Annotated in this window: 9 protein-coding genes and 1 pseudogene; 7 read left to right on the forward strand and 3 right to left on the reverse strand. The window is 60.5% G+C overall.

What is annotated here, in order from left to right:
- The first annotated feature begins 179 nt into the window (after positions 1 to 179).
- The 3 genes from ABH945_RS31135 to ABH945_RS31145 all read left to right on the forward strand — a co-directional run bounded on the left by ABH945_RS31135 (position 180) and on the right by ABH945_RS31145 (position 4,322).
- Positions 180 to 1,094, forward strand: coding sequence for a LysR family transcriptional regulator (locus ABH945_RS31135; RefSeq protein WP_074771833.1), 915 nt, complete (start codon positions 180 to 182; stop codon positions 1,092 to 1,094).
- A 237-nt stretch (positions 1,095 to 1,331) separates the two neighbouring features.
- Positions 1,332 to 2,744, forward strand: coding sequence for a DUF2252 domain-containing protein (locus ABH945_RS31140; protein WP_429253223.1), 1,413 nt, complete (start codon positions 1,332 to 1,334; stop codon positions 2,742 to 2,744).
- Between the two features lie 24 nt (positions 2,745 to 2,768).
- Positions 2,769 to 4,322, forward strand: a complete 1,554-nt coding sequence (locus ABH945_RS31145) for a phospholipase D family protein (RefSeq protein ID WP_429253224.1) — start codon at positions 2,769 to 2,771, stop codon at positions 4,320 to 4,322.
- Here the strand turns inward: ABH945_RS31145 and ABH945_RS31150 are convergent.
- The 3 genes and pseudogenes from ABH945_RS31150 to ABH945_RS31160 form a co-directional block, all read right to left on the reverse strand.
- Positions 4,317 to 5,475: pseudogene (locus ABH945_RS31150) on the reverse strand (FUSC family protein). The gene ABH945_RS31145 and the pseudogene ABH945_RS31150 sit on opposite strands and share 6 nt — an antisense overlap.
- Before the next feature lie 121 nt (positions 5,476 to 5,596).
- Positions 5,597 to 6,355, reverse strand: a complete 759-nt coding sequence (locus tag ABH945_RS31155) for a tetratricopeptide repeat protein (protein WP_429253225.1) — start codon at positions 6,353 to 6,355, stop codon at positions 5,597 to 5,599.
- Positions 6,356 to 6,483: 128 nt separating this feature from the next.
- A complete protein-coding gene (locus tag ABH945_RS31160; protein WP_429253278.1) occupies positions 6,484 to 7,554 on the reverse strand; it encodes an MBL fold metallo-hydrolase in 1,071 nt (356 codons plus the stop codon).
- Positions 7,555 to 7,888: 334 nt separating this feature from the next.
- On the opposite strand from ABH945_RS31160, the gene ABH945_RS31165 reads away from it, so the two are divergent.
- From ABH945_RS31165 to ABH945_RS31180, 4 genes are all read left to right on the forward strand, one after another.
- Positions 7,889 to 8,356 carry a FecR family protein gene (locus ABH945_RS31165; RefSeq protein ID WP_074771844.1) on the forward strand — a complete coding sequence of 156 codons (468 nt, stop codon included), beginning with the start codon at positions 7,889 to 7,891 and terminating at the stop codon, positions 8,354 to 8,356.
- Complete coding sequence (locus tag ABH945_RS31170; RefSeq protein WP_429253226.1) at positions 8,353 to 8,970, forward strand: OmpA family protein; 618 nt, start codon at positions 8,353 to 8,355, stop codon at positions 8,968 to 8,970. Before ABH945_RS31165 ends, ABH945_RS31170 begins: the two co-directional genes overlap by 4 nt.
- Before the next feature lie 76 nt (positions 8,971 to 9,046).
- Positions 9,047 to 10,489, forward strand: coding sequence for a CHASE2 domain-containing protein (locus ABH945_RS31175; protein WP_429253227.1), 1,443 nt, complete (start codon positions 9,047 to 9,049; stop codon positions 10,487 to 10,489).
- 370 nt (positions 10,490 to 10,859) lie between these two features.
- Positions 10,860 to 13,118 carry a multicopper oxidase family protein gene (locus ABH945_RS31180; RefSeq protein WP_429253228.1) on the forward strand — a complete coding sequence of 753 codons (2,259 nt, stop codon included), beginning with the start codon at positions 10,860 to 10,862 and terminating at the stop codon, positions 13,116 to 13,118.
- The last annotated feature ends 138 nt before the right edge of the window (positions 13,119 to 13,256 follow it).

The following is a 13,256-nucleotide window of genomic DNA, read 5'->3' on the forward strand; positions in this document are numbered from 1 at the left end:
GTTCGGGCCGCCGCTTTCACCGGTGCAGCGCCACTTTCGCGGTGCCGGGGACGCCATGCGGAAGCCGGGGCTTCCGTTGAGCAGATACTAGATAGTTGTCGTCAGCTTGTCGTATGCCGAGATTCAGCTACCCTATAACTTTTGGTTAAGATCCCCGGATTACATGTTCTGGAGGACGCATGCGGTTCAAGCTCAGGCAGATGGAAGTGTTTCGCGCGGTCATGCTGACGGGGTCGATCAACGCGGCGGCGAAGATGCTGTACGTGTCGCAACCCGCCGTCAGCAAGCTCGTTTCGCATACGGAGACCACCCTGGGCCTGCGGCTGTTCGAACGCACAAAGGGTCGGCTGATTCCTACGGCGGAAGCGCAGGCGCTATTCCGTGAGGTCGAGCAGGTCTATCAGGCGGCGTTGAGTGTCGATGAATTTGCGCGCGCGCTGTCGCTGGGACCGGCTAGTTTGCTGCGGGTGTCGTGCAGCCCGTCACTGGCGACGTCGATCGTCGCGCCCGCGATTGTCGAGTTGAAACGGCAATTGCCCGGCTTGAGCGTCGACTGGCATACCACGCTGATGGCCGATATGCCGATGGAAGTGCTGAGCAAAGCCGTCGATGTCGCCATCACGTCGATGCCGATCGAACACGAGCATCTCGACGTCGTGCCGTTCATGCGCGGCAGGATGGTGTGTGTCGTGCCGTCCGGCCATCGCCTCGCGGCGACCGGGCCGATTGCGCTCGCCGATCTGATCGGCGAGCCGATGATCCTGTTCCGGCGCGACATTCCGTTCGGCACGATGATCGCGCGCGCGTGCCAGCAGGCTAATGTCGATCTGCAATCGGTGGTGGACGTCACGCGCGCGGACCAGGCGCTGGCGCTGGTCAAGGGCGGCCTCGGGCTCGCTATCGTCGACGAATTCGCTGCGGACGGCCAGGGCTTCCTCATCCGTCCGCTGGTGGAAGAACTCGAACTCGTGTCGACCTTCGTCTATTCGAAGTTCTCGCCGCCATCGCGCAATACGGCTCTGTTGATGCACGAGGTCTACAGGCAGGCGCAGCGGATCAACCGGCAGATTCCCGGCGCGTCGCTGCCGGTTTGATTGTACGGCTGGAAAGGCAAACCGTAAGGCTCGATGGAAATGGAAATAATCGAACAGACACGCTAAAGTCTGAACAGGCTAACCGGCTGACCCGGCGCAGTCCATACCGTGACTGCACAGCCCAGCCCACGCAATGCGCAAAACCGGTTGATGAGCTTCAGCGACATTCACCCTGGCACGGTCCAGTCGTCGCGTTAGAAACGAATTCAATAACACCGCATTCCCAAGGGGCTCACGATGACGCCGTCTGACTCGCTCGAGGAACGCCGCGCAATCGGCCGGAGCGCACGCAAGAACACGCCGCGCAGCGCACACACGAAGATCGGCAACACCGACCGCGATCCGGTCCAGCTACTGCGCGAAAACAGCCAGGGCCGCGTCGAAGCTCTCATCCCGTTGCGCTATGGACGCATGCTTGCGTCGCCGTTCACGTTCTATCGCGGCAGCGCGATCATCCAGGCGCACGATCTCGCGACCACGGCCAATAGCGGCTTCCACTTCCAGATTTGCGGCGATTGCCATTTGATGAACTTCGGTGGCTTCGCAACGCCGGAGCGCGCACTGGCATTCGACATCAACGATTTCGACGAAACCGCCGTCGGTCCGTGGGAGTGGGATCTAAAACGGCTCGCGGCAAGTCTTTACATTGCAGTGCGGCATCTCGGCCACGGCGACAAACTGGCCGACGAAGTCGTCTCGATCGTCGCACAAAGCTATCAGCGGTGGACCTCGACCTATTCGGCGCTGAGCCCGCTCGAACTCTGGTACGAACTCATCACGTTCGATCGCCTCGAACAGACTTCGACTTCGGAAGATGCGCGCGTTCATATCCGCAGCGGCATCGAAAGAGCGTCGCGCCGCACGCACGAGACGATGCTGCCGAAGCTTGCCAGTCACCGGAACGGGGTTTGGCAGATTCGCGATACGCCACCAGGCGTGTTTCACGTCCACGGAAAAAACACCCTCTTCACGCACGACGACGACTGGCTGGGTCTCGGCGAATGGCCCAAGCTGATGGCGCCAATCTACCGTCATTATCTGAAGTCACTCGGACCGGTGCGCGGCAATCTGCTCGCGCATTTCTCGATGCAGGACGTTGCGTTCAAGGTTGTCGGCGTCGGCAGCGTGGGAACGCGTTGCCTGATCCTGTTGATGGTCGATCCTCATGAGAAGCCATTGTTCATCCAGTTCAAGGAAGCGTCGACCTCAGTCGTATCACGGTATTTCGAAGCGCCTGTGTCGAAACATCAGGGCCAGCGTGTGGTGCATGGCCAGCGTCTGATGCAGGGCGCGAGCGATCCGTTCCTCGGCTGGACTACCGGTCCGTTCGGACGGCACATTTACGGGCGTCAACTGCGCGACATGAAAGTCTCGGCCACGCTCGAACTCTTTTCAAAAGAGACGTTCCGCGAATATGCGGGCCTGTGCGGCTGGGTACTCGCGCGGGCGCACGCCAAAGCAGGCGGACAGGCCACCGAGGTGGCCGCCTATCTCGGCAACGGCGACCAGATGACGGAAGCGCTGGTCGGCTATTCGCGCGCGTACGCCGACCAGGTGGAGCGGGACTACGAGGTATTCCGCGACGCCTGCCGTAGCGGACGACTCGAAGCGCGCACCGACGCCGACATGGCCGCCGATTTCGTCGCATAACCGCGTGTAGTACGGAGTGTTGCCATGACAAAGTTTCGCGCCGCGTTCGCGGTCCTGCTGGTGGCCCTGTTGTCGGCTTGCGCGAGCCTGCCGCCGCAGGCAGGGCGAACCGAAACCCACGCCGTCGCGCCGTCGGAAAGCACGCGTCTCGGTGCGGCCTTCACGCCGCAGGAGCGCAAGCATCCGGATCAGACCGCGTTTTACCTGCTGCCCGATGGCGTCGACGCCTTGCTCGGCCGAATCGCACTCACCGACGCCGCGGATCGCACGCTCGATCTCCAGTACTACATCTGGCATGACGACCTGACGGGCCGGCACCTGGCGAACGCGGTGCTGCGCGCGGCGGATCGCGGCGTGAGAGTACGCGTGCTGCTCGACGACCTCGGCACCAACGGAGACGACCAGGTGCTGCTGGCACTCGCGTCGCATCCAAACATTCAGTTGCGGCTGTTCAATCCGGTCGCGAGCCGAAGCTTCAAGAAAGTGGGCGCGGCATTGGAGTTCAGCCGCGTGAACCGGCGCATGCACAACAAGTCGATCATCGCCGACAACGAAGCGGCCATCGTCGGCGGCCGCAATATCGGCGACGAGTATTTCGGCGCGTCCAACGACGTGTCGTTCGGCGATCTCGACGTGCTGACGCATGGCGCCGTGGTCAGCAAAATCTCCGTCGCGTTTGACGAGTTCTGGAATTCCGACGCGGCGTATCCGATCGAAAACCTGACGGGTCATCCGGCGGAACCTGGCGCGCTCGACGCTTATCGCAAGCGTCTGGATGCGTTCGTTGCATCACAACGCGATACACCCTACGTCGCCCGGGCCACGCAGCGCTATGCGGATCTGATGCAGATGCGCGACATCGATTTTGCGTGGGGCAAAGCGACCCTGCTCTATGACGACCCCGCAAAAATCACGCGTTCCCCGGATGATTCCACCGGCCATCTGCTGACGCAGTTCAATTCGTTGAGCGTCGAACCCAGTCAGCAGATGCTGATCGTTTCGCCCTACTTCGTGCCCGGCAAAAAGGGCGTCGAATGGCTGAGCAAAGAAACCGCGCGCGGTGTTCGCGTCACCATTCTCACCAACTCGCTCGCAGCCACCGACGTGGCGGCCGTGCATGCCGGATATCAGCGCTATCGCAAGGATCTGCTCGATGCGGGCGTTCATCTGTACGAGTTGAAACCGGCGGCTTCTTCCGGCGATTCGAAGGAGAAGAAGTCGCTGCTGGGTTCGTCGAAGGCGTCGCTGCATGCGAAGACTTACGTGTTCGACAAGTCCAGCATCTTCATCGGCTCGATGAATCTCGATCCTCGTTCGATCACGCTGAATACGGAAATCGGCGTGTATTGCGAAAGCGGTGCGCTCGCGGCACAGGTCGTCGACGGCCTGGAGCCGAAACTGGATCAGATAGCGTGGCGACTCGAAGAACGGACCGACGCGAACGGTACAAAGCGGATCGTCTGGATCGACACCGACGCCAATGGAAAAGAAACGGAACTCGACGAGCCGGACGTGTCGGGACTCAAGCGCGTCGGAATCTGGTTCCTCAGCCTGCTGCCGATCGAATCGGAGCTATGACCGCGCGTCGCTTCCCAATCGCAGCGGAAAAATGAACCGTGAAGCCGCGAGGCCGAGCGCGCCGCCGAGCAGCGTCTCCCAGGCGCGCGCGGCGAGCAGCGGCACCGAATGGACGCCGCCGATCGCCAGCGTCACGATCAGCGTGAAGGCGAACGCTCCGCAGGCGATGTCGTAGCGGTTGGGCAAGGCCATCGCGTAGACGATCATCGCCATCGCCGCCGCGGCCCAGGCCAGCAGCGGCGCGTGAACGACCAGCGGCAGGCACACAAGACCCAGCGGCACGCCCACCAGCGTGCCGATAATCCGCCGCCGTACACGCTCCGCCGTGCCGCTCGCGGACCCCGCGACGACATACGTGCACGCCGTGATCGCCCACGCCGATTCCTTGAGCCCGACCGCCTCGTTCAACGCGACGACGACGAGTGCGCCGCTGGCCGCCTGCAAGCCCATGATGAGTTCGGGAGAAAGCGTCCACCTGTCGGGTATATCGACCGGAGAAAGCAGCGTCGTGGCGGGATGTTCGGCGGGGCCGCTGAGCATGCGCGGCACGATCGACGCAAGCATCGCGATCAGGCTGGCGACGGCGACCGCAGGCAACTCCACCATCGTGAGATGAGCGCCGTATGCGAGCCAACTGCCCGATATAGATTTGCGAGCCCGTGCCACCGCCGAGAATGCCGAAGCGCTTCAGATAGCCGACCAGAAATGCGCCGGTCACGAGCGTCAGTTCCGGGCCTGCCGTGGCGATTGCCCGCAATGGCAGCGAGAGAACGATGAAGATCGCCGCGCCGAAAGCGGCGGCGGCGCACAGCACCACCAGGTCCCGGCTGGATTCCGTCCGTTCGATACGCGCTTCCGACACGCTTGCCCAAAGCGCGAAGCTCGCGGCCAGCGAACCGACCGAGGTCGCGCCGGGCAGGTTGTGCATGATGTCCTGCAACGTGCCCAACGCGGCGGCGATGCCATAGGCGGTGACGAGCCGCAGTCCCTTGATTCGCCGATGCGTGCCGGGATCGACCCGCTCCAGCCATGCAACCGCCGACCCGATGACGCCACGTGCGCCATCGCCATTGGGTTCAGGTCGAATGAGAACCTGGGCAGCCGGCTTTTGTCCGCCGGCGCCGAAGTTCTCGTTGCTGTCCTTGGGGATCATCTTTCGCAGCACGGCTCGCGGCGCGTGCAGGAAACGGGGTACATCCCAGTCTAGGCGATAACGAAGCTTGCCTGGAAATGCAGTCTTTGCAAGCCGCTATCGGGCCATGAGAAGACTGCGCCTACCGACGCGTCGACGCCGCCTGCGCGCGTTGCAGCCACTCCCGGTTATGTTCCTTCGCGTGACGCGGCCAGTGTCTCGCATCCTGAACGATTTCCGCGTACAGGCTGTCGGCGCGACGGCGGTCGGCATCGTCCGGTTGCTTTGCCAGCCAGTCGGCGAACAGGCAGCGCGGCGCGACATCGCCGGCGCACGTCAACGCCTGCTCGAACGCCGCACGCGTGCCGGGCGCTCCGAGCGCGGCGAGGACGCGCGCGTATAGCAGCGCCGGCTCGCCCTGATTACGGGCTTGCGGATTCGCGTCGAACAGACGCAACAGGGTTGCGTCGGCGGCTGTGGGGTTGTTCACGGCAAACTGCGCTTTGGCGAGGCCGAGCAGCAACGCGGGATCATTCGCAAAGGGGCCGTTTGCGGCCGCCTGAAAATGCTCCAGTGCTTCGCCTGCGTTACCGGCAGCCAACAATGCATCACCGAGACGAAGCCGATGCTGAACCGTCGGCGAGCGGTCGAAATCGGCGCGTGCCTCGCGCACCGCGCGATTCGGATCGACGAATTGCGTGATTGCCTGGGTGGCCGCGCGCGCGCCGCGCGATTGACGCAGGCTCGGCAGGTAGACGGCGAACAGATAGACCACGCTTCCCAGCATCGGGAATACGAAGAGAATGAAAAGCCAGTAGATGCTCTGCTGATTCCGCACGGCATGCACCGCAAAATAAATCGCGATGATGACGTGAAGACCGATTCCGAAAAAATATGGCATGTGCGTTTAACTCTCGACCTAGGGAAGCGCCCGCCGGTGACGGTCGCGCTGACTTGAAGCTAACAATTTTATTACAGCAGGTGCCTTGCGCCGAGGTTCTGCACGCCCCGCACGGTGTTTTAACCTGACTACACGCTGCCGTTTTCAACCACCCGCCCTTCGGCTCGCCAGCGCAGCATGCCGCCCGCGAGATTGGCCACCGCGTCAAATCCAGCCTGCCGGAGTATGACCGTGGCGTGCGCCGAACGTCCTCCCGCGCGGCAAACTGTCACGATTGGCTGCGCTTTCTCAAGCTCGCCGGTGCGGTTAGCGAGATCGCCGAGTGAAACCAGTTGTGCGTTGGGGATACGCCCGAGCGGTCCGTCGAATTCGTCGGGTTCGCGCACGTCGACGATCTGCACCGAATGCAGATTTTCCTCCAGCCATTCAGGATTGATTTCCCAGATGCCCGCAAACGTGTAGGTCAATGGCGCCCAAACAGGTTGACCCAGTTGCGTCGGGTCGTTTGCCGCGACGCCGCATTTCAGATTCGCGGGCACGGCCACGTCGATCTGTTTGGGATGCGGCAAGCGCAGATTCGACATATACCCCGCGAAATCGTCTTCGCACAACTCTCCGCCGAGCCGTGGATTGAATCGCCGCTCCTCGCCGACGCTCGTCACCGTCAATCCACGGTAATCGTGAGCGGGATATAGCAGGCACGTGGCAGGCAGAGAAAAGATCTTGCCGTGGACTGCCTCGAACATCGCGCGCGCGTCGCCATTCTGGAAATCCGTGCGACCTGTACCCCGGATCAGCAGACAGTCGCCGGTAAAAGCCATGCTCCGGTCGTCGAGTACCAGGCTGATGCAGCCGCTCGTATGACCCGGCGTAGCGCGAACCAGCAGATGCCGTGAACCGAATTCGACCCGCTCGCCCTCACTCAGATAGCGGTCGCCGCCTTCGGCCCCGCTCGCGGCGGAGATCGCAATCTGGCTACCTGTACCGCGTTTTAGCAACCACGCACCTGTGACGTGATCGGCATGGACGTGCGTGTCGATCGTATAAAGAAGACGCAAGCCAAGTTCTTCGATCAATGCCGTATCGCGGCGTGCCTGCTCGAATACCGGATCGATCAACACAGCTTCTGCCGTCGAGCTATCGGCAAGCAGATACGTGTAGGTCGACGATTGCTGATCGAAGAGTTGCCGGAAGATCAACACAATTTGGCTCCTTACAAAGTACCTTAAAAAAAGCGCCGAAAAGCATCCCGCTCGAACGGCGACCGCTCTAAAAACGAAATATCGTCTACCGCAAGTTCTTCCTTTCGCGGTATGCGCGCAAGCGCACAGAGCCGTTCCGGTTGGGGCCATACTCTGCTGGACGGCGCAAGGACATCCTGGTCCGATGTCCAGAGGCGGCAATTCTGCATATCCTTCATTTGCTCCGCTTCGCGAGCAGTCTCACGAACTTCAATTACAACACGACGCCGACCTCGGGGATGTCCCGCTACCGCAAAGCGTAGCGTAGCGTTTACACCATCAGGTGCCAGCGATGCGTCTCCCGCCCTTCGAATGCGTACTGATCCTGATCTGCGGATGCGTGGCCAGCGTCAATGCCGTCGCCGATGACGCGGCCGGCGTCGTTAAAACCGTCAAGGGCAACGTGCAGATCGAGCATGCCGGAGCGAGCCTGGGCGCCGCCATCGGCAGCGATGTTTATAGCAGCGATCGCGTCGTGACCGGCCCCGAGTCGTCGGTCGGCATCACGTTGCGCGATACGACCCAACTCTCTGCTGGTGCCAATACGATTCTCGAACTCAACAAGTTCGCGTTCGATGCCACGACTCACGACGGCGTGCTCGACGCCACCGTCAAACATGGCTCGCTAGCGGTGATTTCCGGAAAACTGGCCAAGGCGAGACCCGACGCCGTTCGTTTCAGTACGCCGACCACCACCCTCGGCGTACGCGGCACCGAGTTCATTATCGAAGTCGGTGATAGCAAGGAGAGTGCGCGATGAGAGGCAAGCTTCGACGTGTCCCGCCGATCACCGCTGCGGCATTCGCCGCGCTCGCGTTACTGGGCGGATGCAGCACGCCGCCGGACAGAATCATCCTGCTGCCCGACCCGGAAGGCAAGGTCGGCGCCGTCGTTGTCCACAGCGCCAACGGCGAGCAAACAATCGACAAGGCGTACGCGGGCGTCGATGTCGCCAGCAACGGCTCGATGGAAAAGACCATGGATAGCTCGTCGAACGTGCAGGCCCGATACAGCGCGCTACTCGCTGCACGCCCGCCTCGCCCGATGACCTTCACGTTATTTTTCCTGTTCGACTCCGCGACGGAACTCGCGCCCGAGTCGCCTGCCACGGTCGAAAAAATGAAGGCGGTTCTGGCGCACTGGCCCGCGCCTCAGGTTGTCGTGATCGGCCACACCGATCTGGCCGGCTCGCAGGAATTCAACGACAGGCTGTCGATGCGGCGAGCCCAGAGCGCTGCATCGTTTCTGGTGAAGGAAGGCATTCCTGTTCAGCAGATCGAGACTGCGGGACGGGGCAAGCGTGAGCCGCTGGTTCCAACGGCGGACGGCGTTCCGAACAAGATGAATCGACGGGTTGTCATCACGATTCAATGATCCGCGCCGACAAAATCTCCCGTTGATGAAACGCGTCTACGACCCATGGTTTCCGCGGATCAGGCGTTGGCTGAAGATGATCCAGGGGCGTCCCGTCGCGCTCATCATGCTGCTCGCGCTGAGCCTGCTCAACCTGTCGAGCGAATGGCCGAGCAACCTTCCGCGTCCCGCTTTTGTGAACACGCTCGACGAAACTTTGCCGGACTCGTTCAAAACCGCGCGGCAATTGCTATTCGACCAGTTTCAACGTCACTATCCGCGAATTCCGACGACTCAGCCGGTTACCATCGTCGAGATCGATGAAGAGACACTCGCGAGTGTCGGCCAGTGGCCGTGGCCGCGCAACCGGCTCGCCGGGCTGATCGACGCGATTGCGGCACAAAAACCGCTGGCTATCGGGCTCGATATTTACATGCCGGAGCCGGACCAGACCTCGCCCGACAAGGTGGCCGACAATCTGCCGAAATCGGCGGCATCGCTCGCCGCCGAATTGCGCGCGCTTCCGAGCCACGACGCGATCCTCGCGCGATCGCTGCGGGCCGCGCCAACCATTCTCGGTGCAGCCGCACTCGATCACGCCGCCTTCACGACACGCACCGATTTGCGCAGCGCGCCGATTCTCGTGCACGGCACCGACCCGCTGAACAGCGTGCCGCGCTACGAATTCGTGCTCGCCAGTTTGCCGGAGTTGCAGGCTGCCGCTCACGGCCAGGCCATGTTAAGCGTCGCGCTCGAACAAGGCGTGGTCCGTCATATTCCGCTCGTCATGGGCCTCGGCGAAAAGTTGGTCCCCAGTCTGCCGATGGAAATGCTCCGCGTTGCCACTGACTCGCCAGCAGTAGAAGTGTTTGCAAACTCATCGGGCGTGCAGGTAATGGGCGTCGCGGATGTGCTGGTGCCCACGCAACCCGGCGGCGACATCTGGCTGCACTTCGCATCAATTCGCTCGACGCTGAGCCGGTACGTCTCAGCGCGCGACGTCTTGCAAGGAAAGGTCGATCCCGAGCGCATCCGCAACAAGCTGGTGCTGATCGGACTCACCGGTGCCGGTGTGACGGACATGCGCACTACACCGCTCGGAGAACTGGTGCCTGGCATCGAGATTCAGGCGCAGGTCATCGAGACGATTTTCGAGGGACGCTTTTTGCGTCGCCCCACATGGCTGAAGTGGGCCGAAAGCGCATTTATCATGATCTTCGGCTTGTTGATCGTCTGGTACGTGCCGCGCAAGGATTCACGATTTGCTGCGTTCATCAGGGCGGTGCCGAAGGGAACCGCTTTTGTCGGCCTACTGCTGCATTTTGCGAATCTTCTTTGTTGCTACTACATCTTCATTCGATTCGGTTTGCTGGTCGATGCCGCTGCTATTTTTATTATTCTGTCTGCGGTTATGGGATGTTTCTTTTCATCTTCGCTGCTTCACGCGCAGGAACAGGTGAAGGCCGAAGCAGCGCAAGCAGCGGAACGTGAAGCTGATTCGGACAGGAAGCATGGCAGAGGTAACGCACCGCTGCCATGACGGATCGACATCGATAAAGTGGCTTTAATAAAGGCTTATTTTGTTTGCGCCGCCCTGTTCATGTGCACGATTTATTGCACCTGATAGGTGCCTTATCCCTACGCCGTGCACTGCAATTCGCGTTGCCTGGTCTTTCCTCATTCGAGTTCATTGACTCACGCCGAGCAACAACGTTCATTAACGTTCAATACGAATTAACAGCTGTTTTTCCCACTTGAACGCTACTGCGTCTCATCACATTCAGCGCTCGACTCGCTTATGTGTGCTATCGCACACATGCCTTCCGGTTAAGGCTTTTTACATCTTCCCGACAGCCTATTGTCGTCTAGGAAGATCAACGTCAAACCGATTGATTGTCGAGGAGCCTCCGATGCGATTCCATCTCATCACTCTCGTCGCAGCGGCTTTTGTTGCTGTGTCCATTGCACCGGCTCATGCACAAAGTACGACCACGTTGCGATCCTTCTCCGATTTGAGCGATACAGCCGCTGCGGTTTCCGATAACTCATCGACCGCTACGACTAGCGGACTCGCATCGATTCTTGCGCGTCTGCAATGTCTTGCCGGACTCAATCCACTGGGCAATTCAGCATCGGTGACATTGACGGCGAAGATGGGTCAGTACAGCATCTACAACCCTGACACGAATTCGTTTGATAACGTGTTGATGCGCTCGTATAACGGCTGCCCGACAGGACCGACCATCACGATCAAACCGGGTGCGACGCTCAACCTGACCTTGAATAACAATCTGCCGACCACTGATCCGCTGGACGTGTGTCCGGGCGCTCCGAACGACCATACGACGCCGCACTGTTTCAACTACACCAATATTCACACGCACGGGCTGCATGTGTCGCCGTCAGGCACATCTGACAACGTGCTGCTGTCAGTATTGCCGACCAAGTCACAACGCTACACGTACAACATTCCCGCGAATCACCCTTCCGGCACATTCTGGTATCACGCGCATCTACATGGATCGACTGCTATCGACGTGGCGAGCGGAATGGCAGGCGTACTGATCGTGCGGGGTTCGCGCGCGGCTCGCGCGGGTGTCTCGGACGGCACTGCCGATATCGACACGATCCTGCATTACAAGTTGTTCAACCTGCCGCTGCGCGAACACGTGATGCTGTTCCAGCAGATCGAATACGGCTGCTTCAGTAGCGACACATCCGACGTACCGCTCGCCGACCCCACCACGTTCGAATGGATCTGCCCAAAGGGCAGCAGTGCTGGGGCAATACGCGGCTACACGAATCAGCTTTCGTTTGTGACCGACCCGCGTCCGGGTCATGCCGGTCAATTGAATTCGACATGGGAAATCTCGGGCCGCTATACGCAGATCAACGGCGTCGTGCAACCCGTATTTCCAAACGCACTTTCGCTCGTTCCTGCCGGCGATATCCGCCGCCTGCGCATGGTTCACGGCGGCAATCGCGACACGATCAACGTGAAGATCGTGCGTGCGAATCTGTCGGCGCTGGGTCTCGCGGATTCGCAATCGCTAAGCGCCGCGCAGGTCAGTACGGCGACAACCACAGCGGCAACGAAACTGGCTAACGCGACCTCGAAAGCAACACAAGCGACCACACTCGATGCGCTGTGCAGCGGCGAAACCGTCAATCAACTGGAGTTCGCCGAAGACGGCATTACGATGCCCGCGATGGTCGAGAAAACCGTCAATTCGATGAACCCCGGTTATCGCAGCGACGTGCTGGTTGCATTTCCATCACCGGGTCTTTATTGCATTCTCGACGAAGCCGCCGACAGTTCCGCGACGATCAATTTCCGGCCCAACGCCGAGAAGGTCAAAGACCGTCGGTTGCTCTCCCTTGCCCGCGTCGGTCCTGGCGTGAACATTCCCAATACCACCGTCGGCTCGCATTCGAAGTACTGGCAGTACATTCGCGATCAACTGGTAGCCGCCAATCCCTCGCTCGCGACGCCTGCAAAGAACGATCTTGCTTCGCTGACTCTCACCGCGTTCGCGCCCGTCGCGCCGGTGGATGGTCAGATCGACAAGGTCGTGCCGGGCGCCTTCAGCATCAACGTAACGACGACGCCGGCGCAGTTCCTCATCAATGGGGATTTCTATCATCCGGACCAGATCGCCTACACGGGCACGCTCGGCCACATCGACGAGTGGGATGTGTCGGCCACTCCGCTAGCCACGCACGTCTTTCACATTCACACCAACAAGTTCAAGATCATGGACATCAAGAACGCGGCGAATGTATCGATATTCGATCCCGTCAATGGTGGATGCACCGCAGCGGAAATCGCGACGGGCGATCAGGAGTATTGCAATCTGCGTGGCGTAGTGCGCGATACGTTGTTCATCAAGGCGGGTTATACGCTTGTCATGCGCACCAAGTATGAAGACTTCACCGGCGAATTCGTCATGCACTGCCATATTCTCGATCACGAAGATCGCGGCATGATGGAGAACGTCAGCATCGTGTCGCCGACCACGGCCATGTTGCAACGGATTGCAAAGCCGGTCAGGCTCGCATCGGATAAAGCCGGAGAGTGGTACAACAGAATTACAGGCAGAACGCCCGACCCGACGCAACTGGCGCTGACAGCGTCGATGTGTTCGGCGAAATATTTCGCAGAGAAATGACATAAAGCGCGGTACGGGTTCTCGCGCCATCATCCAAGTTCAAACTGCGGCCGCACTCTTCTTCGTGAGAGTGCGGCCGTTTCATTTGCGCGCCGTCTACAGATGCGAATCGCCGCATTGCGATCCATCACGTTCAGT

Origin of the sequence: Paraburkholderia sp. GAS333 (assembly GCF_050435665.1) — a bacterium.
In the GTDB taxonomy this organism is placed as follows: domain Bacteria; phylum Pseudomonadota; class Gammaproteobacteria; order Burkholderiales; family Burkholderiaceae; genus Paraburkholderia; species Paraburkholderia fungorum_A.

Excerpts from the sequence above, each read along its gene's own strand:
- ABH945_RS31135 (WP_074771833.1), top strand. The coding sequence starts at position 180 with ATGCGGTTCAAGCTCAGGCAGATGGAAGTGTTTCGCGCGGTCATGCTG.
- ABH945_RS31140 (WP_429253223.1), top strand. The coding sequence starts at position 1,332 with ATGACGCCGTCTGACTCGCTCGAGGAACGCCGCGCAATCGGCCGGAGC.
- ABH945_RS31145 (WP_429253224.1), top strand. The coding sequence starts at position 2,769 with ATGACAAAGTTTCGCGCCGCGTTCGCGGTCCTGCTGGTGGCCCTGTTG.
- ABH945_RS31155 (WP_429253225.1), bottom strand. The coding sequence starts at position 6,355 with ATGCCATATTTTTTCGGAATCGGTCTTCACGTCATCATCGCGATTTAT.
- ABH945_RS31165 (WP_074771844.1), top strand. The coding sequence starts at position 7,889 with ATGCGTCTCCCGCCCTTCGAATGCGTACTGATCCTGATCTGCGGATGC.
- ABH945_RS31170 (WP_429253226.1), top strand. The coding sequence starts at position 8,353 with ATGAGAGGCAAGCTTCGACGTGTCCCGCCGATCACCGCTGCGGCATTC.
- ABH945_RS31175 (WP_429253227.1), top strand. The coding sequence starts at position 9,047 with ATGATCCAGGGGCGTCCCGTCGCGCTCATCATGCTGCTCGCGCTGAGC.
- ABH945_RS31180 (WP_429253228.1), top strand. The coding sequence starts at position 10,860 with ATGCGATTCCATCTCATCACTCTCGTCGCAGCGGCTTTTGTTGCTGTG.